This is a genomic window from Bacillus sp. DC4300-2b2, assembly GCF_049895685.1.
GTDB lineage: Bacteria > Bacillota > Bacilli > Bacillales > Bacillaceae > Bacillus > Bacillus safensis.
This window is the reverse complement of sequence record NZ_JAFCSW010000005.1, coordinates 107,490-133,301: the sequence shown is the minus strand read 5'-3', so window position 1 is coordinate 133,301 and position 25,812 is coordinate 107,490. Positions and strand designations below refer to the sequence as shown.

General features: G+C 43.9%; 23 protein-coding genes. 16 read left to right on the top strand and 7 right to left on the bottom strand.

What is annotated here, in order from left to right; all coding sequences use genetic code 11:
• A complete protein-coding gene (locus ACP69X_RS16220; protein WP_041087165.1) occupies positions 1-228 on the top strand; it encodes a hypothetical protein in 228 nt (75 codons plus the stop codon).
• Here the strand turns inward: ACP69X_RS16220 and ACP69X_RS16215 are convergent.
• On the bottom strand, positions 209-688 hold the full coding sequence (locus ACP69X_RS16215) for an Hsp20/alpha crystallin family protein (RefSeq protein ID WP_426052864.1): 480 nt from the start codon (positions 686-688) through the stop codon (positions 209-211). The genes ACP69X_RS16220 and ACP69X_RS16215 overlap by 20 nt on opposite strands.
• 65 nt (positions 689-753) lie before the next feature.
• Between ACP69X_RS16215 and ACP69X_RS16210 the strand changes: the two genes are divergently transcribed.
• The gene (locus ACP69X_RS16210) at positions 754-1,011 is read left to right on the top strand and encodes a hypothetical protein (RefSeq protein WP_003213975.1); all 258 of its coding nucleotides are present in this window, start codon (positions 754-756) and stop codon (positions 1,009-1,011) included.
• Between the two features lie 6 nt (positions 1,012-1,017).
• Complete coding sequence (locus ACP69X_RS16205; RefSeq protein ID WP_024424583.1) at positions 1,018-1,251, top strand: hypothetical protein; 234 nt, start codon at positions 1,018-1,020, stop codon at positions 1,249-1,251.
• 35 nt (positions 1,252-1,286) lie between these two features.
• On the opposite strand, the gene ACP69X_RS16200 is transcribed toward ACP69X_RS16205, so the two are convergent.
• Positions 1,287-2,678 (bottom strand): amino acid permease, encoded by a 1,392-nt coding sequence (locus ACP69X_RS16200; RefSeq protein ID WP_039177068.1) that lies wholly within the window; start codon positions 2,676-2,678, stop codon positions 1,287-1,289.
• Positions 2,679-2,857: 179 nt separating this feature from the next.
• Positions 2,858-3,931, bottom strand: a complete 1,074-nt coding sequence (locus ACP69X_RS16195; RefSeq protein ID WP_411243223.1) for a tetratricopeptide repeat-containing glycosyltransferase family 2 protein — start codon at positions 3,929-3,931, stop codon at positions 2,858-2,860.
• 132 nt (positions 3,932-4,063) lie between these two features.
• Between ACP69X_RS16195 and ACP69X_RS16190 the strand changes: the two genes are divergently transcribed.
• Positions 4,064-5,947 carry an ABC-F family ATP-binding cassette domain-containing protein gene (locus tag ACP69X_RS16190; protein WP_426052863.1) on the top strand — a complete coding sequence of 628 codons (1,884 nt, stop codon included), beginning with the start codon at positions 4,064-4,066 and terminating at the stop codon, positions 5,945-5,947.
• Positions 5,948-5,977: 30 nt separating this feature from the next.
• Here ACP69X_RS16190 and folE2 read toward each other — a convergent pair whose 3' ends face one another.
• Positions 5,978-6,874, bottom strand: a complete 897-nt coding sequence (folE2, locus tag ACP69X_RS16185; protein WP_426052862.1) for a GTP cyclohydrolase FolE2 — start codon at positions 6,872-6,874, stop codon at positions 5,978-5,980.
• Positions 6,875-7,017: 143 nt separating this feature from the next.
• Between folE2 and ACP69X_RS16180 the strand changes: the two genes are divergently transcribed.
• A complete protein-coding gene (locus tag ACP69X_RS16180) occupies positions 7,018-7,443 on the top strand; it encodes a MerR family transcriptional regulator (RefSeq protein WP_073979883.1) in 426 nt (141 codons plus the stop codon).
• A gap of 56 nt (positions 7,444-7,499) precedes the next feature.
• On the top strand, positions 7,500-8,690 hold the full coding sequence (locus ACP69X_RS16175) for an MFS transporter (RefSeq protein ID WP_073979882.1): 1,191 nt from the start codon (positions 7,500-7,502) through the stop codon (positions 8,688-8,690).
• Between the two features lie 46 nt (positions 8,691-8,736).
• Here ACP69X_RS16175 and ACP69X_RS16170 read toward each other — a convergent pair whose 3' ends face one another.
• Positions 8,737-10,290 carry an ABC-F family ATP-binding cassette domain-containing protein gene (locus ACP69X_RS16170; protein WP_024426645.1) on the bottom strand — a complete coding sequence of 518 codons (1,554 nt, stop codon included), beginning with the start codon at positions 10,288-10,290 and terminating at the stop codon, positions 8,737-8,739.
• Between the two features lie 152 nt (positions 10,291-10,442).
• On the opposite strand from ACP69X_RS16170, the gene ACP69X_RS16165 reads away from it, so the two are divergent.
• Positions 10,443-11,585 carry a DEAD/DEAH box helicase gene (locus tag ACP69X_RS16165; protein ID WP_426052861.1) on the top strand — a complete coding sequence of 381 codons (1,143 nt, stop codon included), beginning with the start codon at positions 10,443-10,445 and terminating at the stop codon, positions 11,583-11,585.
• A gap of 35 nt (positions 11,586-11,620) precedes the next feature.
• Here the strand turns inward: ACP69X_RS16165 and ACP69X_RS16160 are convergent, their stop codons facing one another.
• Together ACP69X_RS16160 and ACP69X_RS16155 are read right to left on the bottom strand one after the other, a co-directional pair.
• Complete coding sequence (locus tag ACP69X_RS16160; RefSeq protein ID WP_041108604.1) at positions 11,621-12,625, bottom strand: NADP-dependent oxidoreductase; 1,005 nt, start codon at positions 12,623-12,625, stop codon at positions 11,621-11,623.
• A 121-nt stretch (positions 12,626-12,746) separates the two neighbouring features.
• The gene (locus ACP69X_RS16155; protein ID WP_041087183.1) at positions 12,747-13,124 is read right to left on the bottom strand and encodes a YfmB family protein; all 378 of its coding nucleotides are present in this window, start codon (positions 13,122-13,124) and stop codon (positions 12,747-12,749) included.
• Between the two features lie 221 nt (positions 13,125-13,345).
• On the opposite strand from ACP69X_RS16155, the gene ACP69X_RS16150 reads away from it, so the two are divergent.
• From ACP69X_RS16150 to ACP69X_RS16110, 9 genes are all read left to right on the top strand, one after another.
• Positions 13,346-13,693 carry a general stress protein gene (locus ACP69X_RS16150; RefSeq protein WP_041087185.1) on the top strand — a complete coding sequence of 116 codons (348 nt, stop codon included), beginning with the start codon at positions 13,346-13,348 and terminating at the stop codon, positions 13,691-13,693.
• A 958-nt stretch (positions 13,694-14,651) separates the two neighbouring features.
• Entirely contained in the window at positions 14,652-15,308 is a 657-nt protein-coding gene (locus ACP69X_RS16145) for a class I SAM-dependent methyltransferase (RefSeq protein ID WP_041087189.1), read from the top strand.
• A 281-nt stretch (positions 15,309-15,589) separates the two neighbouring features.
• The gene (locus ACP69X_RS16140) at positions 15,590-16,315 is read left to right on the top strand and encodes a GTP cyclohydrolase II (protein WP_034282729.1); all 726 of its coding nucleotides are present in this window, start codon (positions 15,590-15,592) and stop codon (positions 16,313-16,315) included.
• Positions 16,316-16,347: 32 nt separating this feature from the next.
• The gene (locus ACP69X_RS16135) at positions 16,348-17,151 is read left to right on the top strand and encodes a formylglycine-generating enzyme family protein (RefSeq protein WP_041087196.1); all 804 of its coding nucleotides are present in this window, start codon (positions 16,348-16,350) and stop codon (positions 17,149-17,151) included.
• Between the two features lie 4 nt (positions 17,152-17,155).
• Positions 17,156-18,913 (top strand): WD40 repeat domain-containing protein, encoded by a 1,758-nt coding sequence (locus tag ACP69X_RS16130; RefSeq protein WP_041087198.1) that lies wholly within the window; start codon positions 17,156-17,158, stop codon positions 18,911-18,913.
• Between the two features lie 283 nt (positions 18,914-19,196).
• Positions 19,197-20,279, top strand: a complete 1,083-nt coding sequence (gene ribD / locus ACP69X_RS16125) for a bifunctional diaminohydroxyphosphoribosylaminopyrimidine deaminase/5-amino-6-(5-phosphoribosylamino)uracil reductase RibD (RefSeq protein WP_041087200.1) — start codon at positions 19,197-19,199, stop codon at positions 20,277-20,279.
• Positions 20,280-20,389: 110 nt separating this feature from the next.
• The gene (locus ACP69X_RS16120; protein WP_426052860.1) at positions 20,390-23,374 is read left to right on the top strand and encodes an exosporium glycoprotein BclB-related protein; all 2,985 of its coding nucleotides are present in this window, start codon (positions 20,390-20,392) and stop codon (positions 23,372-23,374) included.
• 141 nt (positions 23,375-23,515) lie between these two features.
• Positions 23,516-25,111 (top strand): ATP-binding protein, encoded by a 1,596-nt coding sequence (locus tag ACP69X_RS16115; RefSeq protein WP_426052859.1) that lies wholly within the window; start codon positions 23,516-23,518, stop codon positions 25,109-25,111.
• 3 nt (positions 25,112-25,114) lie between these two features.
• Positions 25,115-25,810, top strand: coding sequence for a response regulator (locus ACP69X_RS16110; RefSeq protein ID WP_411243217.1), 696 nt, complete (start codon positions 25,115-25,117; stop codon positions 25,808-25,810).
• Positions 25,811-25,812 lie beyond the last annotated feature (2 nt).

The following is a 25,812-nucleotide window of genomic DNA, read 5'->3' as shown; positions in this document are numbered from 1 at the left end:
ATGCTGCCTACTCAGATTCACATTGCCCATATGAAAACGAACTCGATTGGAACAGGAGTATCTATGACGTTTGGCTCGACGTTTGTTCGCAATCATTGCAGTACGATCAAACGAAACAATGGCTTTGGCGAACAGAATGCTGATGGCGTGATCACGATCCTGCCGATTGAAACCATTGATGATCGTGATCAAATAGACGCAGTGAGTATCAATATTCGTCATCTATGATAATAGCAGTCGCTTTTCCTTCATCCTTTTGCAGACGGATGTAAAGTACACCGTCTTTAAAGGCAGCATTCATTTTACCAAGAATCATCTCTGGAAGGCGGATTTTCTTTTCAAACGGACCATACTTCCCTTGCTTTTGGCGAAAGTCCTGCTCGTTAAAAAAGGAAAAACGCTGTCCTTTCACAACCAAATATTCACCATATGATAACACCTGAACATCATCCTTTCGGTAGCCAGGCAAATAAATTAAGTATTGAATTTCTGCATGGGTTTCCACCATGTCGATTGGTGGAAACGACGCATCTGATCCCCGCTGATCCTGCTGTGTGAATGTAAATGGAGATGGACCGTTTGCCATAAAGGGGGATTTTTGCTCATCATCGAAGATCATTTTCCAAAAATCATCTCCATGCATTTGCTGGGCAATGTCCATCCACTGCTTCATTTTTTCGAAGTCCATGTGAAGACCTCCTGTTAACATACTTGAAGGGTGCTTGCATATACCTATAAAAAGGAGGTTTATCTGTGGTTCAACCAACTCCGTATATCAATATTAATATTTTCATGTTAAAAATTAATTCCTTTGAAAATGCGTCGGCGGTGAATGTCGGACAAAATTTGTTAGCAGAGTGGCAAAACTCAGATAAAAAAAATCAGGGTTACGGACAGAATTTTGGAGATGCCAGCGGTTTTGTCGGTACAAAAAGCCATGTAGATGATCGAGATCAAGTGGACTCACCTGCCTCTTTTTCACCAGCAGCTAAACCCATTCAAAGGAAGTGACGTGTGATGTTATTCTCACCTTCAGTCGTCAATGTCGGTGCTTTTAAAATCAATGCAATGGATCGGGGTGCATCACTGACGCTAGGACCTTATCAGCAGATTGATTATTTTCTCTCGATGAAATTGAATCAAGGTTTTGGTGAGGACAATGGAGATTGTTCACCGCTTGTCATTCCGATTTCAAGCGTGTTAGATCCAGATATGGTGGACTCAAATTCAGTCAAAAACAGCGTGGTTTAAGAAAAAAAGAGACCGGGAATTCCCGAGTCTCTTTTCTAATTTGTTTCATTCAGATGGCTTTTTCGTCTTGCATAGGTGAAATAGACAACAACACCGATGGCGATCCAGATGAGGAAGGCTCTCCATGTCTCCCATTTCAGTGTGGCAGCCAATGTCATACAAATGATCGCACTGATAATCGGAAGCACAGGCACGAACGGTACTTTAAATGCTGCTTTAAGATTCGGATGTTTTTTCCGTAAAATGATGACCGCAATGGAAATCACCGTGAAGGCTGCTAGTGTACCGATGCTGACTAAATTCGCAAGCGTCGATAAATTCACAAAACCTACGATACACGCTGCGACTGCACCTGTCAGCCAAGTGTTGGCAACGGGCGTTTGCGATTTTGGATGAACCTTTGAGAAAATATTTGGCATAAGCCCATCGCGGCTCATCGCAAAAGTTAAGCGAACCTGTGCATATACCAAGGCAATGAGAACCGTTGTAATCCCAATAATAGCACCGGCTGATATGATACCCGCCACACTATTTAGGCCAACCACTTGAAGAGCAAATGCGACAGGATCACTGACATTCAGCTTCGTATAGTGAACCATGCCTGTTAAGACAAAGGAAACCCCGATGTATAAAATGGTACAAACGCCGAGCGCTCCGATAATTCCAACCGGCATCGCCTTTTGCGGATTTTTGACCTCTTCAGATGCATTGGCGATCGCATCAAATCCGAGGTAAGCAAAAAAGACGGTTGCCGCGCCTGCAATCACGCCGTTAAAGCCCATTGGCATAAACGGTGTCCAGTTTTCAGGTTTGACGTAAGCAAAGCCTGAGATGATAAAGAGTAGGACGATGGCAATTTTGATCAGCACAATGATGTTATTCAGCTTTGTGCTTTCTTTGACGCCTCTTGAGACGATAAAGGTGATGAGCAAAATAATGAGTGCGCCTGGAAGGTTAAAGACGGCCCCGTCAGCGGCTCCAGGTGCAGCTGATAAAGCCTTCGGTATGTGAAGACCGAATCCGCTGAGCAGTGATTGAAAATAGGACGACCATCCACTTGCCACAGCAGAGAGCGCAATGACATATTCAAGCATGAGATCCCAGCCCATTAAGAAGGCCAGAAATTCTCCAAGTGTTGCGTAGGAATACGTATAGACGCTTCCTGACACAGGAATGGATGAGGAGAATTCAGCGTAGCAAAAAGCAGCAAGGGCGCATGCGATCGCAGCCAAAATAAAAGATATAATAATCGCAGGTCCTGCATCATTTGCCGCAGCAACCCCCGTAATGACAAAGATTCCAGTCCCGACCACACAGCCAATGCCAAGCAAGATTAAATCAAACGTATTCAACGAACGGCTCAGCCGCTTCGTTTGACTTTCAAGCATGAGCTGGTCGAGAGATTTTTTTCGAAATAAAGAACTCATGTTGACCTCCTAATGGATAAATCTTTTCGTAAGACGAATGTTAGTATATGCGCAAATGACAATTTAGTCAATTGGTTGAAAAACGCTTTAAATCACTAAAGTGTTAAACGTCACAAGCGAATAAGCAATAAAAAGAGACATCCGCCGGGAAATCGAAGGCGGATGTGGTGTCAGACAATCTATGTCTGTTCAGCAAATATTTTTTCATTGTACAGCACACTTGGATGAGTTGGATGATGGGCGGAAGAGGCACGGTGATGTATTTTGGCTTGTTCCAGGTTGCCGAGCTGATAATAACAGTAGCAAAGCTGAAGGTGAGGATACCACGTTTTATACTGTGTAAGTGTGAAGGCTGTTTCATTTTCAGGAGCCTTCAGCGCCTGCTCATACCAAAAGATGGCTGCCTGATGTTTATTTTGTATTTTTAAATGATCCCCGATCCGGCAGCAAAATTCTGGCCGGGGCTGATCATATAAGAAGGAACGTAATAATGAGGATAAGGCTGCTTCCTCATAGCCTTCCGCATAATAGCAATCCGCTAAATATTGGCATGTGCGAATTTCATCCTCAATCCAGCACTGTTTTGTGTTTAAAAATTCATGATAAAAACGAATCGCTTTGACATGCTGCCCGTTGTCTCTTAATTCATTGGCAAAATAAAAGAGATCACGGGGCGTCATATCCTCTCCTTTTGCCAGCATGTCTTCATAAATTCGCAAATTGCGTCCAGGCTCACCAGCAGTTGTTTTTTTGCGTTTTTGATGTGTGACGGCGATATCTGCTGGAAGGATGTTTCCATACACTTGAAGAAACTCATGAACGGCCCCGTACCACTGAAAGTTCAAGGAACGCTTCACAAGGCGATTTCTTCTATATTTGAAATTGACTTGACCGTTTTCATCGAATCCCACATGATAAAACATCGAAACGGCATCCACCGAGGGATCAAGTGTCTGCTTGAGCTGAAGCAGTTTTTGGCGGTCTTCTTCAAGCAGAACATCGTCAGCATCGAGCCATAAAATATACTCTTTCGCGGCATGTGAGAAAGCAAAGTTACGTGCTTTTGCAAAATGCTGGATCCATTCAAAATCCAGCACTTTTGCTGAAAAGGTATGAGCGATTTCCTTCGTTTGATCTGTTGATCCCGTATCAACGATGATCATCTCATCGACAATGTCTTGAACAGACGAAAGGCAGTCCGCCAGCACCTCCTCTTCATTTTTCACAATCATACATAAGCTAATGGTTATCATCTTTAGATCACCTCTTCATAGTGTATCGAGCATCAAAAGGAAACATTCTTTTCAGCAGCGGGTTTTTTAAAACTAGTTTTCTGCTACTGGCTGATTTAAAATAAAGGAAGAATCTATGTAAGGGCTGATAAAATGAGTATATTGAATGTTGAAGGATTATATAAAACCTATGGCGAGAAAACGCTGTTTGATCATATTTCTTTTCATATAGAACCAAAGGAACGCATCGGATTGATTGGACCAAATGGAACAGGGAAGTCAACGCTTTTAAAGGTCATCGCAGGACTTGAATCGTTTGAAGAGGGTGACATCACGAAAGCGGGGACACTTGATATTGAATTTCTCGAGCAAGATCCTGAAATGAGCGGGAATGAAACGATTCTTGACTACATTTTTTCTGGAACGGCACCAATAATTCAAACGATGAAGGCGTATGAACAGGCACTCGCCGATTTAGAGCATGATCCGCAAAATGAGGCAAAACAAGAGGCGCTGATGCGCATGCAAAATCGAATGGATCAGGAAGATGCATGGGATGCGAACCTTTCAGCCAAAACGATTTTGACAAAGCTTGGCGTGAAAGATGTAAGCCGCTCTGTCCATGCATTATCAGGCGGACAGAAAAAACGTGTTGCCATTGCTAAAAATTTAATTCAGCCTGCTGGTTTGCTGATTTTAGATGAACCAACCAACCACCTTGATAATGCAACCATTGAATGGCTTGAAGGATACTTAAGCCAATATAGCGGTGCTGTCATCCTTGTGACGCACGATCGTTATTTCTTAAACCGGGTGGCCAATCGGATTTATGAGTTAAATCAAGGACAGCTTTATACGTATAAAGGAAATTATGAAGTCTTTTTAGAAAAAAGAGCAGAGCGGGAAGCAGAAGCTCAGGTGAAAGAAACGAAGCGTCAAAACTTGCTTAGACGAGAGCTTGCATGGCTCAGGCGAGGAGCAAAAGCAAGAACGACAAAGCAGAAAGCACGTATCGGCAGAGTCGAAGAGCTGAAGGATCAAAAAGGACCTGATACGAAGGGCGAGCTTGATTTTGCCATCGGCTCACACCGCTTGGGAAAACAAGTGATAGAGGCAGAAGACTTATCGATTTCATTTGCTGGCCAGACCCTTGTGGATCGGTTTACAGATTTAGTCGTGCCGGGCGATCGTATCGGATTTATCGGGCCGAATGGAGTCGGTAAAACCACTCTGCTGAACTGTCTAGCAGGTAAGATTGAACCGACTTCAGGACAATTGACCATTGGACAAACTGTTCGTATTGGTTACTACACGCAGGATCACAAGGAAATGAATGATGAGCTGACCATCATTGAGTACATCAAGGAAACAGCTGAGATCGTCAAGACGTCTGATGGCGCCATTGTAACAGCAGAGCAGATGCTGGAGCGCTTCCTTTTCCCAAGATCGATGCAGCGGACGTATATTCGTAAGCTGTCAGGGGGAGAACGCCGCAGATTGTATTTATTGAAGGTCTTAATGGAAGAGCCGAATGTTCTCTTTTTAGATGAGCCGACGAACGACCTTGATACAGAAACCCTCAGTATTTTAGAGGATTATTTAGAGCAGTTCCCTGGCGTCGTCATCACAGTGTCCCATGATCGTTATTTCTTAGACCGAGTGGTTCACCGCCTGCTTGTCTTTGAAGGAAATGGGCGAATCTCACACTTCCAAGGTGCTTACAGCGATTATATGGAACAGGAAAAAGAGCAGAAGCGGACAGAGACAAAGCCTGCTGAAAAACAAGTAGAAGCTGCGCCTAAAAAGAGAAAAAAACTTTCTTATAAAGACCAGCTTGAATGGGACGGGATTGAAGACCGGATACAAGCATTAGAGGAAAAACATCAGCAGCTCGAAGCCAGCATTGCAGAGGCAGGCAGTGATTTTGGGAAAATTCAAGAGCTGATGGACGAACAAAAAGCCGTTGCGGAAGAACTAGAACAAGCAATGGACCGCTGGACAGAACTATCTCTTATGATTGAGGAAATGAATGAATAAAGGTGTGGAAATAAAAACCTGTAGAGCAATCTACAGGTTTTTTTGATAGAAGCATTTAGCATACGCATCATGCTGATGAATGGATTCTTCATTGCGACACTCGACTTGAAAGCCTTTAATCCATGGCTGTTCATATAATTCGATGGCAATTAATCTTGTGATATCTTCTACAAAGCGCGGATTTTCATAAGCCTCTTCTGTCACTTTTTTTTCATCAGGTCTTTTGAGTACGGGATAAAGCGGTGCGCTCGCATTAGACTCAATGATATGTAAAAGAACGGCCTTGATGTCGTCAGGGAGCGATGCTTGTTCAAACAACTCTACGAGAATGGAAACAGACCCGCGCTGATTATGGGCACCATATTCACTGATTTCCTTGGAACAAGGACATAATGTCGTGACCTGTGCATCACAGCCCACATGACAGGTCCATCCGTCCTTCTCATGAAAATGGACGTCATATTTGACAGTTGCATGCATCAAGCCTGATTGCCCGGTGACTGGACTCTGTTTTTCCATGTACCATGGAAAGGCAACTTGAACGGAAGCAGAGGATTGATCCATTTTCCGGGCGAGCGCAGCCGTCAATTCTTTTAGGGTATTCACATCAAACGGCTTGTTGCTTTCATAAAAAGAGTGTAGCTGTTCAGTGAGACGGCTCATATGAATACCTTTTTGGTGAGCTGGCAGGGATGTACTCAGTGAAAATTCAGCAGTGGTTGTTTGGCGCTGTGGTGCTGTTTTAGATACGATATGTATGGGATAGAACATGTGGCAGATCCCGACTTGTTCAAGATGAAAATAAAAGTCCTGCTCTGTTTTTTGAATGTCCGTCATGTCCTCTTTTTGCCAAGGCTTTGTGCCAAGACTTGGCGGTACAGATCCGAATAGCTGGTGCCGTTCTTCTTTAGGTGGAAATGAGCGCATATGGTACCTCCTATAAATCGTAATTATTACTATTTATTCTGCAATAAGATGTGGAATAAATCAAGTGTTAAAACTTTGACGTTTACGTTAAGGTTATAAAGGTGTATAATAAAACATGAATTGATGAGCAGGAGGCACTGGCGATGGAATGGATGAAAATTGATCAAGTGGCGAAAAGAAGCGGACTGACAAAACGGACGATTCGTTTCTATGAAGAGATTGGTTTATTATCAGCACCAAAGCGGACAGAGGGCGGAGTCAGACTTTATTCAGAGGACGACATGGAAGAGCTAGAGAAAGTGATGCAGGCAAAAGAGGTACTCGGCTTTTCTTTACAGGAGCTTCAATCGTTTATGGAAATCGGAAAGCAGCTAGAGCTGAATAAAGAAGGCTACTTGCTGTCGCTTGATCCGAAGGAACGATTAGAGAAGTTGTTAGATATTGAGGCGCAGCTGACTGTGCAGCATCAATTGATAACAAAAAAGCTTGATACGATTCAATCTTTTAAAAAGGATCTTGAAGCGATGAAAGAAAGAGCGGCTCATGCAATTGAGCAATTACAAAAATAAACACCTCTGCGTGTTTATTTTATTTTGTCAACATTTGAAGGAAAGGTTCTGATGGAATGAGGGAAGAAGAAGTGTTGAAACAGCGTACAAGTCTGCTTAGGCAGCCAAAAGCCGTTTGGGCTGTTGCCTTTGCGTGTGTGATTTCGTTTATGGGAATAGGACTCGTCGACCCGATCTTGCCAGCCATTGCATCGCAATTACACGCATCTCCAAGCCAGGTCTCTCTTTTATTTACAAGCTACTTACTTGTGACCGGCTTTGTGATGTTCTTTACCGGCTTTATTTCTAGTCGGATTGGTGCGAAATGGACGTTATTAGTTGGACTCATTTTTATTATTGTTTTTTCTGCTTTAGGTGGTACTTCTTCAACGATTAATGAATTAATTGGCTTTAGAGGCGGATGGGGCATTGGGAATGCTTTATTTATTTCAACTGCACTCTCTGTCATTGTTGGTGTATCTGTTGGAGGAAGTGCGAAGGCCATTATTTTATACGAGGCAGCACTAGGTCTTGGGATATCGGTTGGACCGCTGCTTGGCGGTGAGCTTGGCACAATTTCTTGGCGCGGGCCTTTCTTTGGCGTTGCCGTGTTAATGCTTATTGCTCTTTTAGCGATTACCTTTATGCTTCCACCTATGCAAAAGCCGCAGAAAAAAGTGAAATTATTTGAGGCTGTCGGAGCGTTAAAATATAAAGGACTATTAACGATGGCATCTGCCGCTTTCTTATACAATTTTGGTTTCTTTGTGCTTTTAGCGTATTCACCATTTGTGCTCCATCTTGATGAGCATGGACTTGGTTATGTCTTTTTTGGTTGGGGGCTATTTTTGGCTGTGACCTCCGTCTTCTCAGCGCCGGTCATTCATCGCAAACTTGGGACATTGACCTCGCTTGTCGTTCTGTTTGCTTCGTTTGCTGTGATTTTATTCGGTATTGGGGTATGGACGTCTCATGCTGTGGTCGTGATCTGCGGAATTGTAATTGCTGGGGGAATTCTCGGTATGATCAATACAGTGCTCACGACAGCTGTGATGGGGTCAGCACCGGTTGAACGTTCAATTGCTTCATCCTCTTACAGTGCTGTACGGTTTATTGGGGGGGCGATTGCTCCTTGGATTGCCGGAGTTCTCGCTGAATCCTATACAGCAAGTACACCTTATTATGTCGGGGCTGCTGTGGTTCTCTTAGGCATGATCATCCTGCTCCTTGGACGTAAGCATTTGGTGAATATCCAAGCAGGTCATTAATTAGAAAAAGCCTTATATCTCTAGTAGATATAAGGCTTTTTTGTCGTTATAATACTTTGGTCGTCCAAGATTCGCAATTCCAAGTTTCGGTTGCCACATCTTGATAAAATTCAGGTTCGTGAGAAATCAATAAGACGCTGCCTTTATATTCTTTTAAGGCGCGTTTTAGTTCTTCTTTTGCATCGACATCTAAGTGGTTTGTTGGCTCATCGAGAACAAGTAAGTTGGTTTCTTCGTTGATCAGCTTGCAAAGACGGACCTTTGCTTTTTCTCCTCCGCTTAAAACAGACACACGGCTTTCAATATGTTTTGTCGTTAATCCGCATTTTGCAAGAGCGGCTCTTACTTCATATTGCGTGTAAGAAGGGAAGGTGCTCCATACTTCTTCAATACAAGTATTGCTGTTTTGCTCTTTTACTTCTTGCTCAAAGTAGCCAATATGCAAGAATTCTCCACGTTCCACCTCACCAGAAATAGGTGTGATTTCCCCAAGAAGACTTCGGAGCAGCGTCGTTTTTCCGATACCGTTAGCACCGTACAACGCAATTTTTTGCCCGCGTTCCATTTTCAAATTCAATGGGCGAGAGAGCGGTTCATCATAACCGATGACCAAATCTTTCGTTTCAAAAATCAGTTTCCCAGACGTACGTGCCGGTTTAAAGTGGAATTCTGGTTTTGGCTTTTCTGCCGCAAGTTCAATCATATCCATCTTATCCAGTTTCTTTTGACGGGACATCGCCATATTTCTTGTGCTGACACGTGCTTTGTTTCTGGCGACAAAATCCTTTAGTTCAGCCACTTCCTGCTGCTGTCTTTTATAGGCCGCTTCGAGCTGCTGCTTTTTGACTTCGTACACTTGTTTAAATTGGTCGTAGTCGCCAACATAGCGCGTGAGCTCTTGATTTTCAACATGATAAATCAAGTTGATGACACTGTTTAAAAACGGAATATCATGTGAAATGAGGATGAACGCATTTTCATATTCCTGTAAATAACGCTTCAGCCACTCAATATGCTGCTCATCCAAATAGTTGGTCGGCTCATCGAGAAGGAGAATTTCTGGCTTCTCTAACAGCAATTTCGCTAGCAGCACCTTCGTACGCTGACCGCCACTGAGCTCCGTCACATCACGGTCCAGCCCGAGATCCGTTAAGCCAAGACCTCTTGCAATCTCCTCGACCTTAGAATCAATGATATAGAAATCATTGTTTGTCAGTGCATCCTGAATGACGCCCACTTCCTCTAACAGCTTTTCCAGCTCATCAGGATCGGCTTCACCCATTTTGCCATAAATGTCATTCATCGCGGCTTCCATTGAAAATAAATAATGGAATGCATCCTGAAGGACTTCACGGATCGTTCTGCCCTTTTCTAGCACGGTATGCTGATCAAGGTAGCCGACACGAACATTTTTCGCCCATTCGACTTTTCCTGCATCTGGCTCCAGCTTGCCAGTAATAATATTCATAAACGTTGACTTTCCTTCACCGTTGGCGCCAATTAAGCCGACATGCTCGCCTTTTAATAAACGGAAGGACACTTCGTGGAAAATGGCTCTGTCGCCAAAGCCATGACTTAAATCTTTAACAGATAATATCATTTTTTACACCTCAAATAGATTCAAAACGGCTAGTGCCTCTCATGATTATATCGAACTGTCCGGCTCGATAAAAGCATCAAAAGAAAAATTGCGTTTCAAAGCTGATTTTGAGATACTAAAGGATAGATTGAATGAGGATAAAGGAGATCGACATGACGGAAAATTGGGCATTTTTGAAAGAAGCAAAGCCATTTATTCGAGAGAACTTTCAAGCGGCTGGCTTCGAAAAACCAACAGCTATACAAGAAAAAACAGCAGAGTGGATTACGGAGAAGCGTGATGTGATCGCAGAATCGCCAACTGGAACGGGGAAGACACTTGCGTATGTTCTGCCGCTTTTAAATAAAATAGATGTCAATATCAAGCATCCGCAAGTCTTAATCTTGGCACCTTCAAGAGAGCTTGTGATGCAAATCTTTGATGTCGTGCAAGAGTTCAAACAAGGATCAGACATCAAAGCGGTCTCCTTGATTGGTGGAGCGAACATCAAGAAGCAGCAAGAAAAACTAAAGAAACATCCGAACATCGTTGTGGCGACACCGGGCCGAGTACAAGAATTAATCAAAATCAAGAAACTGAAAATGCATGAAGTCAAAACGATTGTATTAGACGAAGCAGATCAGCTTCTTGTGCCAGAGCATATGAAAACGATCCAAGGGATCATTAAGTCCACATTAAAAGAAAGACAAATCCTTTGTTTTTCTGCAACGTTGAAAGAAGAAACCGTTCAGTTGATCAAAGAAATGACATCTGAACCAGAAGTATTGAAAATTGCTAGAAGCGAGGAAGAAGCGCAGAAAGTGGGTCACTATTATCTGTTATGTGATCAGCGTGACAAAGTGAAACTACTGCAAAAGCTATCACGGCTTGAGGACATGCAGGCGCTCGTTTTTGTGCGTGACATTACGAACTTAAGCATTTATGCAGAGAAATTAGCGTATCACCATGTCGACCTTGGTGTCCTTCATAGTGAAGCAAAAAAAGCTGAGCGTGCTGTAATATTAAAATCATTTCAACAGCGTGAATTCCCGCTCCTCCTTGCAACAGATATTGCAGCAAGAGGAATCGATATTGATGACCTGCCATATGTCATTCATGCAGATATGCCAAATGAAGAGGGCTACATCCACCGTTCAGGCAGAACCGGACGCGCTGGAAAAGAAGGCGCAGTTATCAGTCTTGTTACACCTCAAGAGCAATCAATGCTGAAAAAAATGGCGAAAAAGCTGAATCTTTCGCTTGAAGAAATTGTGTATAAGCAAGGCCAGCTGCAGCTTGCGCCCAAGCAGGCATAAGAAAAGGACCCTTCCACATGGAGGGTCCTTTTTTGTTATGAAATTTTGACAAGCTGTTTTCCGACATTTTCCCCTTTGAATAGTCCAAGGAATGCGTCAGGAATGTTGTCAAAGCCTTCTATGATTGTTTCTTTATATGTGAGTTTGTCTTCTTTTACCCATTGTGCGAGATCCTTCGCTGCCTCTCCAAAACGATCTGAATAGTTGGCAACGATGAAGCCTTGCATCAATGCACTTGTTTTGATGAGTTTTGTTTGAACACGCGGTCCGATGTCCTCGCTTGCACTAATATTATAAGAAGAAATGGCACCGCACACTGGAATGCGTGCAAAACGGTTCAAATGATTCATCACCGCATCTGAAATTTCGCCGCCTACATTGTCAAAGTACACATCAACACCGTTAGGACAGGCTTTTGCAATCGCATCATCTAAATCATTTGTTGTTTTATAATTAATCGTTTCATCAAAGCCCAATTCTTTTAAATAAGCGAGTTTATCATCAGATCCGGCAATACCCACGACGTGTGCGCCTTTGATCTTAGCGATTTGCCCCACAACGGAACCAACGGCACCTGCGGCTCCAGAAATGACAACCGTCTCGCCTTCTTTTGGCTGGCCAATCGCAAGCAGGCCAAAGTAAGCGGTTTGCCCTGGCATCCCCAAGATGCCTAAATAATAGGACAATGGCGCAATGGACGGATCAATTTTAGTCAGAGATTCAGCTTTGGCAGTGGAATATTCTTGCCAGCCAAGGAATCCAAGGACAAAATCACCCTTTTCAAATTGAGGCGATTTCGACTCAACGACTTCTCCGACAACACCGCCCTGAATCACTTCATTTAGCTTGAACGGAGGTGTATAGGATTTTGTATCCTGCATTCGTCCTCTCATATAAGGATCTACAGAAACATATTTCGTTTGAATCAAGACCTCTCCATCTTGCGGTACAGGTATATCTACTGTTTCAAAATGAAAAACATCTTTTGTAGGTAACCCTTTTGGACGTTTAGCTAATTGAATTTGCTTTTGTTGACTCATGTCAAATCCTCCCTTTCACTTGCAACCTAGATTTACATTAACATGATGCTTCTTTTCGTTCAAAACATACGGTCTTTTCAAAACACACACAAAAAAGCAGCCGCCATCTCATCGAAGGGGACTACTTTTTCTGAAAAGATACAGAGAGGAGCGGCGGGAGACAGCCAAACAGCTGATACACATCCGCATCACGTTCTTTTAACAAATATTCGTTTGCATTTTGCATGGAGGCTTTCATCATATCGCGCGTCACAAAAGGAAAAAGGATATTCAAATATGAGGACAACAGGTCTTGTGGATCTTGATCAATTGACTCGATATCTCCAATGTTAATAATGATGGAAAAGAGATAATCAATGGAGATGCGAAAGTGCTGTTCGGCAAACAATGTAAGCGGCTTTGTATTCGCTTCTTCAGGATTCCACTTTTGAAAAAGCTGTTTCACCAAATCACTGACAACCCAAGCATTAAACTGCTGCTCCGCTGAAAAGTAATACATCAGCTCTCCCTCATTTCTAGCCTCCAGTATAAGAATTGTACAACAAATCAACAGGAATGAACACGATATTTCAGAAAATTTAGTCATTTTCACAGGCTTTTTGTCAAAAATAAGTCGATAGGCATGGTATGTTCATTAAGCAAATTGGATGTGCTCTTGTAAGGTTTAATGTCAAAAGTGACGGGTAAAAGATTCGTAAGACGTTAAAGGAGGAATATAAAATGAAACCTGTTGTAAGAGAGTATTCAAATGATGAAACACTTCAAAGAGATGTAGAGCAATTAAAATCACTCGGTGTTGCAAGAGAGGACATTTATGTTCTGTCCCATGACGATGATCGAACAGAGCGTATTGCAAATAATGCAGATGCCAATACGATAGGCTCAAGAGAAGTTGGACTCAAACATGCGGTTGGGAACATCTTTAGTAAAAAGGGAGATGAGCTCCGCAATAAAATTCATGAAATTGGTTTCACCAAAGAAGAAGCTGAGACATTTGAAGAGCATTTAGACGAAGGGAAAGTCCTTCTCTTTGTCACAGATCATGAAAAAGTGAAAAACTGGGCATAAACGCCAACTGAAAAAGCCCCTTACTTTTGTAAGGGGCTTTTTTTCATGCCGTCATGTCTGAAGGAGAGACATATATCTTTTTTACGATAATAAGTAAATACAGAAGTATGGAATAAATAGTAAACGCTCTAATTGAAAATGCCGTTATACCAATGAAAATCATGGAGAATCAGAAAAAATAGTCGAAATATCACAAAAAACCATTCGGGAAATAATTATTGTATCTTTCTATTTTGATTTAAAATTAAATAAAAAACTTGTGTAATTTAGTAGATAAATTTCTTAGTTCTATTGGTTTAAGTTGTATTTTTGTGTAGAAATAAGTGTTTTAAGGTCAAAAAACCACGAAAATTACCTGTATTTTCAATTAGAAAATTCATTTTAATGTTTAGGAAATAATCTGTTGACAAAATAAACTAAAAACAATATATTTGGCTTATTCCAGTCATTATGGAATTAGTTGTTAAATTTCCGTCAGGTTTATTCGAAGCATAATCTAGTGAAAGGGGGTGGCAGGAACCAAGGTGTAAGCGCCTCTAAGTTACAAAAATGTCTACTAGAACAGAGCAAATCGTCGTTTACTTGAAGAAAAAATGATCGCCATTCTAAACAGTAGATTGATCTTTCTACTAAAAGCACAGTGTAAGAGATTGTCAAAAGACGTTAAGTCCTTATAAAAAAGAGAAAGCGGTTTCAATAAGAAATGTGAGTTGATCGAACGGTGAAGGAGGTGAACTCATATGAAAAAAAGAGAGAACAAGCTGAGGCGATGCGGCCTTCAAACGGCTGCATATGAGGATGAATGCTGAAAAAGAAGAGTGAACATGTGGGATGCTTCTCTTCTTTTTCAGACAAACAGATTTTCCTAAAAAATCCATCTTTCATTTTAACATAAGGTTTTTGGCTTGAAAACCACCTTTGCCCGAAAAGAAGATTGTGAATTGAAGGAGGTTTCATGATGAAAAAGGCTTTGTACCATGAAGACAGTGGATTGTATTTAGAAAAGATGCGCATGGCATTCCAAGAGCATTATGAGCAAAGAACAGATATGTGGTCCACTGATCCATCCTTAACAGACGCAGCAGTGATGTCATTAAAGGCATGGCGTTCAAGGGAAAAGAATGCACTTGCTTCTGTGCTGGATATCGGGTGCGGCAACGGCCGTGCACTTGAGCATTTAAGCGGGCTTTCCGCATATGTCGGTATCGACCTGTATGAGCATGAGGAGTGGGAAGGGTTACAGAAAAGAGAAACAGTTCCTGTTCATTTTGTTCATCAAGATTTTATGTCATGGTCCATGGATCAGGGACGCGGGATGCAGTTTGATTTAATTTTAGATCATGGCTGCTTTCATCATCAACATCCTGATGATCATGAACGTTATTTAAAACAGGTCTCTTCTTTACTTCATGAAGGCGGTGTCTTTTCACTTGTTGTCTGGGGAGAACGGTGGAAAACAGGATTGATCGGAGAAGATGGACGTTTCCATTTTTCATTTTCAGATTCTCAGCTTGGCGAAAAAATTTGTACATCAGGTCTTGAGCTTGTATCCATATCACCGTTACAGGCGAAGGCCGGAATAAGCCAGCATCATGTCATTGCCGTCAAAATCTAGTACAAAGGCGAGTGATTCAAAGCTAGCAGAGGTGTTTATGGGAAGAAAGAGCGTCTGCCAATCAAGGGCGTTTGCTGCTCTGACAGAAAATAAAGCATATGAACCAAGATTTCTGCTCCTTTGTACTGGAAAAGGACAAGGTCTAAAGCGATGAGAGACACTGCACATCCATTTCCTTCTGCGGTAGCACACAGGCTGAGGGAGTGCGTACACATATTCATCACTCCATCACTGCGCTATGGGAGTCGATTTGGGTGCAGTGATGAATAGGGGGGAGACAAATGAACAAGTTTGTAGATGAATTACAATCAATGATTCATCATTTTACCTTTCAAGAAAAACACTATTTGCTCGTGGGTCCTGTGAATTTGCCAATTTCCATTCAACATGAAGAAGTGCCATTTAAGTGGTATGCCTTCGCACCTGTTGAACGGGATACAAAACCAACGATCGAATCGATTGTCCAAATGAGTACCGCGCAGCAAACCTTTTCCTCTTGTCTCTTATTTGGCGACTTTGAAAATGAACGGCCGCCGCTTGTGCGAATCCATAGTGTCTGCCAAACAGGGGATGTGTTTGGGTCACTGAAATGTGACTGTGGTCCACAGCTTGCATTATCGCTGAAGAAAATCACCGATTACGGAAAAGGCATGCTTGTGTATATGGCCAATCAAGAAGGGCGGTCTATTGGGCTGATGGCAAAAGCATTGACGTATAAATTACAGGAAATGCAGCTGGATACTTTTGAAGCCAACCGCCTGATCGGCTGCGGGGATGATGATCGGCATTATGAGGAAGCAGCAGCTGTTTTGCACTATTTAAACAAAGGGAAACCATTGCACTTACTAACGAATAATCCAGATAAAGTCGATTCTATTGCAGCTTACGGTCTTCCTGTTTTGCGGTTTGATCATACGGTCGAAGCCTCTCTCTACAATGAAGCCTATTTAAAAGCAAAAGCAGCCTCAGGGCATATGGTTGATGAGAAGAAATTAATTAATCAATAGACGAGTATATTGAAAGAAGGCGGGAGAAAAGCGTGAAACCTGATATCAATTGGATTCAAATCCCAAGCGGCTATGCAACGATTGGAAGTAATGAAGAAGATATGAAAAAGGCATCAGAATACTGGAAAGACAAGCTGCTCAATCCAACCTACGGCCGTGAGAAAAAATTTCAAAAATGGCTGTACAAAGAATTTCCATCCTATCAGCCGTATATCAAAGAATTTTTTATCTCAGATACGGTCGTCAATAATGAACTGTATCAAAGCTATTGTGATGAAACAGGCCAGACATACCCGGAGAGTTTAACGAATGAAGAGCTTGGCGGGGGAAAAGATCATCCAGCTTGGGGCATGGACATTGAGGAAGCCTTCTCGTTCTGTCAGTGGCTGAGCGGGAAACTTGGGATGGATGTGTCGATTCCTACGGAAGAAGAATGGGAGTATGCTGCCCGCGGAAACACGAGAAATCAATACCCGTGGGGAGATGAGTTTGATCCTTCTTACTGCAATACGCACGAATCAAATATTGAAAAAACGACGCCTGTCCGTCATTACGAAAAGGGCAGATCCTTATTTGGTCTTTATGATATGGGCGGCAACGTCGAGGAATGGGTCAACACCAAATATCACGTATATGAAGGCGGCATCGAGGTCGTCGATGATTTAACGGAAACACTCGGAAGTGACTATTACATTTTAAAAGGCGGCTCCTTCGCAAGAGGTGGAGATTTATGCAGAGTCGCAAGACGACACGGGAAGCACCCAGATCCCGTTTTTCGATTTACTGGTTTTCGTTTAGTGACTCGTCAAAAACAACATATAAAGGTGGGAGTGTAAAACCATGCATAGAGGACCAATTACATCTGTTTTATCAACTCAGCACGACCAAATCGTTTACACTGGCGGCTATGACCGCTGTATTTATCAGTGGAACCGGGCGACGGGAGAAGGTACGTTTATTGGCAGTCACGAGCATATCATTAACTCAATATCTCTTTCTGAAAACGGAAAGTATTTAGCGAGTGCATCGTCAGACTATACCATTCAGTTGTATGAAACAGGCACAAATACCCGAATCCGCACTTTGTTTGGTCATGCGGATGATGTAGAAGCCGTCGCCTTTGCGAAGCAGGATACCTTGCTTGTATCCGTGTCCAGAGATAGAAGATGCTTAGTCTGGGATATCGAAACGGGCGCTATTTTAAGAGAATTCCATGGCCATAGCAAAGATGTATTAGCTGTATGGATACATGGTGATAAAGCTTACACAACAGGTGATGATGGATACGTCCTTGTATGGCTGTATGAGACCGGAGAAATTGTAGGGGAAATCGGCCCGTTTGATTATGAGTTGGATACGATCAGCGGCAGCAATCAAAAAGAAGTATTCGCACTTGGCAGAGATGATGGCACCGTCATTATTTATGATGCGGCTACTTTACAGGAGAAAAAAATCATCAAAGCCCATCTACAGGGCGTCAAGCGCGTGAATTTTTCTCCAAGCGGCAATTACTTGCTGACAGCAGGCTACGACCATTTAATTAAGCTGTGGAATTATGAAACAGGTGATTTAGTTGATACACTACTGCCTCATAAATATCAGTGGGAGCGCTCGCTTGTCTGGACAGAGGATGAGAAGTCAATACTAGGAGCCAGCTTTGGAAAAACATATTGTGAATGGTCGATCGAAAAGGGCGAAGTCGTATCAGATGAGATTGAAATGGCAACGCCATCTATCAATGATATTGCGCTGACTGATGCGGGTGATATTATTACCGCATCTGATGATGGAAAATTCAGAAAAAACGGGATTGAAATTGCCAAATCGACGGGCGTTTTAACAAATGGAGTAGCTGTTGCACGGGATGGAAGCTATTATGCGTGGGGAGACCATGCAAGTCAGGTGCATATTGTTCATGAGTCATTACAGCAAATGGTTTCGTTTGATCTCAACACAGGTCCGGTCAACAGCGTGTATTTCCACGAGGAGGATCGTCAATTTTATATTGGAACTTACGGCGGTTATGTACATGTCATTTCGACAGAACACTTAAAGGAAATCGGTCGTTCCAAAGCACACGATTGTGCGGTCAAAGCATTAAAGGTAGAAGGAGATCTTATCATCACAGCAGCAGTTGAAGGAACCATCTGTCTTCTAGATAAAAAGAGTTTGTCCTTAAAAGCGGAATACATCGGTGCGACAGAGCTGTTAAATGATGTCTTTATTGATAGTAAACGAGACCGTATCGCCATTGTCAGCCGTGACAAGAATGTGAGATTGTTTGATTTGCATACAGGAAGAATTTTAGACCAGCATAACGAACACCAATATTCGATTAAATCGGTCACAGTTACAGACTCAGGCAATATTGTAAGCGGTGATTATTGGGGCTATATCGTTGTGTGGAATCCAGAGCTGGATGTAAACACCGGCCCAATTAGAATTGCCCAAAATGGGATTAGTGCCATCAGACAATTAGGCAATGATGTATATGCAAGCTCATATGACGGCGGGATTTATCACGTTCGAGAAGATGGGACGCATACCGAAGTACTACGCTTATTCGAACAATTTCCGAAAGAAGTAATCTCTCATTAAGAAAAAGAATGTAAGCGGGGGATTCTCATGATAAGTGTTTGCAAGGAACATATGAAAAAAGGTCTGTCTGTACTCAATTGTCCGCATGTGCTCCTCATTAATAAATATGAATGTCGCAAATGCTGTTTTTGTAAACAACGAGCATCTTATAAACTTTTTTATTCCTTGCCTTACTATGATCGATCTGAAAAGAAACGGATGGAAAAAATATAGCACATGAGAATAGAACTCCTTCATTCCCTGAAGGAGTTCTTTCCCTTGAAAGAGAGGAAAGGAGACTTACATGAAAGACGATGTTTTTTATATGAAGCTAGCGATTGCCAACGCAAAGGCCATGAAAGGACAAACCTCACCAAATCCGCTTGTCGGGGCAGTGGTAGTCAAAAAAGGTGAGATTGTTGGAATTGGTGCTCACATGAAGGCGGGCGAACCGCATGCTGAAATTCATGCGCTGCAAATGGCAGGTGATAAGGCGAAGGGAGCTCATATGTATGTGACGCTCGAACCTTGTTCGCATCATGGGAAAACAGGGCCTTGCTCAGAGGCCATAATAAAGAGCGGGGTGAAACGTGTGGTCATTGCCACTGGGGACCCAAATCCGCTTGTAGCAGGTAAAGGGGTCACGATGTTGAAACAAGCAGGGATAGAAGTAGAAGAAGGGATATGTAAACGGGAAGCGGACAGCTTAAATCTTCCTTTTTTTCATTCCATACAATCAGATCTTCCTTATGTCATATTAAAAACAGCCATTTCATTAGACGGGAAAATTGCAACAGCTCACCAAGAAAGCAAATGGATTACGGGAACAGAAGCAAGAAAAGAAGTGCAGCAATTACGTCAAGAAGCAGATGCTGTGATAACAGGCGTCGAAACCATTATTCAAGATGATGCAGGTCTTATTGTGAAAGATTCAATCGTGACACAGCCCATTCGGGTCATTTTAGATTCCACATTAAGGATCCCGCTTCATGCGAAATGTTTAAATGATCATATGGCAGAAACCATTATTTGTACCTCAAACAAGTACGATCAAAAAAAATACCATCAACTGGTGCAAAAAGGACATCAAGTATTTGTCACAAGCGGAGAAAGTCGGACAGACCTTCATGCGGTGTTACGTATGTTGAAAAAGCGTTCTGTGATGTCGGTACTTGTGGAGGCGGGAGGAAGTGTGAGTGCATCCTTTTTGGAAGCATCACTCGTGAACGAAGTCATTATTTATATGGCACCATTATTAATTGGAGGGAAAGGTGCACCCACTTTCTTTGAAGGAGAAGGTACGAAAACATTAAAAGAAGCCATCCGGCCGGTAGATATGGATTATAGTATGGTAGGAAAAGATTTGAAAATGACGATGAGACTTTAATGAAAGAAAGACCTTGTACATGAAGTGCAAGGTCTTTTGATTAATAAAAAAATAAAAGTGTACATACACCTTTCTAAGTCATGATGAATACGATGGATGGGGGTGATTCTATGAGAAGATGTAGACAATGTGGAAAGACATATCCAACTCATTCGACAGACCACTACCAAAAAGGAAGCTGGTATGATGCGTATAAGGATGATGGCTGGGAATGTGATAGTTGTAAGAAAGGAAGATCAGGGAAGCCAGGAAAACCAGTGAAAAATCCTTGCTGCGGAAAAGATCCTTGTGTTTGTGTGATTCCAGGTCCGCCAGGCGGGAGAGGAAGAAGAGGCCCAGCAGGTCCAGCGGGTGCAGTGGGTCCAGCGGGTCCGGCAGGTCCGGCAGGTCCAGCAGGTCCAATCGGTCCAACAGGCGTAGGTTTAACAGGCATCCTGGCATTTGATCCAGCAGTAGCATCAGCCTACCCAGTAGGGCAAGTGGTGACATACGATGGCAGTACGTATGTGGTCAATTCAGCACCGCCATTAGGGACGCCTGATACATCACCGGACTATACGCTTTTAGCTGCTGCAGGAGCAACAGGTACAGGACCAACAGGTGTTACGGGAGATCCAGGTCCGACTGGGGCAACCGGCGCTACCGGTGTAGGTCTAACTGGAGTTGTTCCGTTTGATGCGGCAGCGGCACCAGGGTATCCAGTAGGTCAAGTGGTGACATATGAAGGCGAGACGTATCTTGTAAACACAGCATCGCCAACGGGTACACCCGATACTTCCCCAGATTATACGCTTTTAGCTGCTGCAGGAGCGACAGGAGTTACGGGCGCCACCGGCACAGGAGCAACTGGTGCAACAGGTGAAACGGGAGCGACCGGCGTCACAGGAGCAACGGGGGAAATTGGTCCAACCGGCGCCACCGGCACAGGAGCAACCGGTGCAACAGGTGAAACGGGAGCGACCGGTGTCACAGGAGCAACGGGGGAAATTGGTCCAACCGGCGCCACCGGCACAGGAGCCACCGGTGCAACAGGTGAAACGGGAGCGACTGGCGTCACAGGAGCAACGGGGGAAATTGGTCCAACCGGCGCCACTGGCACAGGAGCAACCGGTGAAACAGGAGCAACCGGCGTCACAGGACCAACAGGTGCAACTGGGGTAACTGGTGAAACAGGGGCAACAGGAGTGACCGGAGCGACTGGAGTCGGTTTATCCGGAGTCGCAGCGTTTGATCCAGCAGTAGCGCCAACTTATCCAGTAGGTCAAGTGGTGACATATGAAGGAGGAACCTACCTTGTTAACACGGCGCCACCAACAGGCACACCAGATACGTCACCAGATTATACGTTATTGGCCGCTGCAGGAGCGACTGGCGTTACAGGAGCAACCGGTACAGGAGTCACGGGTTCCACCGGCGCAACAGGAGTGACAGGACCAACGGGAGAGGTTGGTCCAACCGGAGTCACTGGCGTCACAGGAGCAACAGGAGAAATTGGTCCAACCGGTGCCACTGGTGTAACGGGAGCGACGGGGGAAATTGGTCCAACGGGAGCTACTGGTACGGGAGCCACCGGTGAAACAGGTGCAACAGGGGTCACAGGAGCGACAGGAGAAACTGGTGCAACCGGCGTCACAGGACCAACAGGTGCAACTGGGGTAACTGGTGAAACCGGGGCAACAGGAGTGACTGGAGTCGGTTTATCCGGAGTCGCAGCGTTTGATCCAGCAGTAGCGCCAACCTATCCAGTAGGTCAAGTGGTGACATATGAAGGCGGAACATATCTGGTCAATACAGCACCGCCAACAGGCACACCGGATACTTCTCCAGACTATACGCTATTAGCAGCCGCAGGTGTGACAGGAGCCACCGGAGCCACTGGAGTAACGGGTGAAACCGGAGCAACCGGCGTCACGGGAGTAACTGGAGCAACCGGGGTAACAGGAGATACGGGGGCAACCGGAGTAACCGGAGCTACCGGAGCCACCGGAGCCACTGGGGTAACAGGTGATACAGGAGTAACCGGTTCTACCGGAGCCACTGGGGTAACGGGTGATACAGGAGCAACCGGAGCTACCGGAGCAACTGGAGATACGGGAGCAACAGGAGTAACCGGTGTAGGCTTAACTGGCATTCTGACATTTGACCCGGCAACAGCGCCAACTTATCCAGTAGGTCAAGTGGTGACATTTGAAGGTGGAACCTATGTTGTGAATACAGCACCACCAACAGGTACACCAGATACGTCACCAGATTATACCTTATTGGCATCCGCAGGTGTGACCGGAGTCACTGGAGTCACCGGAGCTACTGGGGTAACAGGTGATACAGGAGCAACGGGAGTCACCGGAGCCACCGGCGCAACCGGAGATACAGGGGCTACTGGAGTCACCGGAGCAACTGGTGCAACCGGAGCCACTGGTGTAACGGGTGATACAGGAGCAACAGGAGCAACAGGAGCAACAGGAGTAACCGGAGCAACAGGTGCAACTGGGGTAACAGGAGCCACCGGAGCAACAGGTGCAACTGGGGTAACAGGAGCCACCGGAGCTACCGGAGCTACAGGTCCAACAGGTGTGACAGGATCGAGTGCGATCATTCCGTTTGCTTCAGGTACACCTGCCGTCCTGACAACAATTGCAGGCGGACTTGTTGGAACATCCAGTTTGATCGGATTTGGTAACTCAGCGACAGGTGTCAGTATTTTAGGCGGAGTGATTGATTTAACAGGCGCTGCAGGTACATTACTCAACATGGCGTTTTCTGTTCCAAGAGCCGGAACAATCACGTCATTTGCTGGCTATTTTAGTACGACAGCAGCTCTTTCATTGGTCGGCACGAGTATTACGGTCACAGCTAGTCTATTTGCTTCACCGACACCAAATAACAGTTTCACCCAAGTAGCGAGTGTCACTTTAGCTCCAGCTTTAACCGGTGTTTTAACGCTGGGTGCTATAGCAAATGGTATTGCGACTGGTCTAAATGTACCAGTCACACCGGAAACACGATTGCTTGTTGTATTCTCCGCATCAGCTACAGGTCTATCCTTAGTGAATACCGTAGCAGGCTATGCGAGTGCTGGTTTATCGATCACGTAATAGGCATACAGGGATGACTCGATTCGGAGTCGTCCTTTTTTGTTTGAAAGAATTTTCTCTTAACTTAGGAAGAAAAAATGATATCATTTTCTTAGAGTCTATTCGGGTGAATCTACTGAATTAGGGGTTGTGGCGGTGAGGATGGGCAAAAGGAAAGTTACTTTACAAACGAAAATTTTGGGGTTAATTATCGGGCTTTTGCTTGTTGTCATTGCGTTATTAACCATTTGTTTTGGTTTTCTGCAGACATCAGAAAGGCAGGGACAAGCTGAACAGCTGGCGGTGCAGACCGCTAGAACAATATCATATATGCCGCCCATTAAAGCATCGGTGGCCGTATCAGCGTCCCAAAATGAAGAACAGGCAGTGCTTGAGCAAATGAAGGAGCAAGTAAGAGCACATGCCATCTTCATTACCAACCGAAAAGGAAAGGTTCTTATTCATACGAATCATGAGGACGTAGGAAAAACCATCAGTGTATCGGAAGGAAGAAGTACCCTCTTATTTGGAGGAACCTCCATATCCACTGATGACTCTAATGGTGAAACCGTTGTCAGAGGCAGTGCGCCCATTATGAAAGAAACAGAAGGTCATGAAGAAATTATTGGGACAGTCACCGTCGAATTTTTAAAAAAGGAAATCGATCAAGCGACAGCTCATCAGCTATTGAAGCTTAGCTATATTGCCCTTCTTGTGCTCTTGCCTGGAATATTCGGTGCGATTTTTTTAACAAAGAGTATTCGCAAAGATACATTAGGGCTTGAGCCGCATGAAATTGCTTCGCTGTATCGAGAAAGAGAAGCGATGCTTTTCGCTATAAAAGAAGGGATCATTGCGTTTGACCAGAAAGGCGCGATTACGATGATGAATACATCAGCTGAACATATGCTGCGCGTCTCAATAGAACTGCCCCTTCATATTGATCAAGTCTTGCCAAATGCCAAACTTCTTCTCTATTTAAAGGCAGAGACGATTGAACCTAACATCGAAACCGTCGTCAATGATAAAACCTATGTTTTAAATGTGAAAAAAGTAATGCAGGACAATCGAGTATTCGGAGGGATTGTGAGCTTCAGGGAGAAAACCGAACTGACGAAGCTGCTGGATACATTAACAGAGGTCAGCCAATATTCAGAAGACCTAAGGGCACAGACGCACGAATTCTCAAATAAGCTGTATGCCATCTTAGGCCTGCTTGAGCTGAATCAAGTCGATGAAGCCATCGACTTAATTAAAGAAGAATATCATCTGCAAAACCGACAGCACGATTTACTCATGAAGCAGATTCGGTCTCCTAAAATACAAGCCATCTTACTTGGCAAGCTAGGGAAAGCATCTGAGAAGAAAGTCCAATTTCACATTGATGAAAATAGCTCACTAGAGCCGCTCCCAGCTCATTTAAGTCTATCTCACTTTATCACCATCATTGGCAATCTCGTAGACAATGCTTTTGAAGCTGTATTAAATAAGGAGAAGCGCGAGGTAGACCTATTCATTACAGATATTGGGTTTGATATTATCATAGAAGTGTCAGATTCAGGTGATGGAGTGAATGAAGAGGAACTGTCACAGATTTTCACAAGAGGCCATTCGTCAAAGGGAGAAGGACGAGGCTACGGGCTTGCGAATGTGAAAGAAGTATTAGACGAGCTTGGGGGCTGGATTGAAGTTGCGAACCAAAAAGAAGGCGGTGCCATCTTCACTGTATACATACCGAAAGGCACAAAGGGGGAATAGATGGTGATTAAGGTACTCATTGCGGAGGATGATTTTCGAATCGCTGCCATTCATGAATCTTATATACAAAAGATAGAAGGATTTAGGGTCGCCGGAAAGGCAAAGAGTGCAAAGGATATGTGGGAGGCGCTCCAAAGGGAGCAAGTTGATCTCATCTTACTTGATGTCTATATGCCTGATGAGCTCGGCACCAACCTGCTGCCGCTTTTAAGAGAACGCTGTCCTGAAGTAGATGTGATCATTATCACGGCTGCAACGGAAACGACGCTTTTAAGAGATGCACTTCATTACGGAGTGGTTCATTATTTAATCAAACCGGTGACCGCACAAAAGTTTGCACAAGTTTTAACCGAATATAAAGAAAAGAAAGACATCATCAATTCAAAGGATGAAGTCAATCAAACGATGATCGATCTGTTTTTTGGGCAGATGCAGGAAGAGCCAAAACAAAGGGATGACAGAGGTCTCCCTACAGGCATCAATTCACTGACCTTGGATAAAGTGAAAACATTGATGGCATCAGAAAATAGCGGAATTACAGCAGAAGAACTCGGGGAAAAGATGGGCGCATCACGTACAACTGCGAGACGGTACGTAGAGTATCTCGTGACAACAGGGGAATGCCGGGCAGAGCTTGCATACGGAATCATTGGTAGACCTGAACGGAAATATTATCCTGCCAAACAAGCGGAGTCATAAAA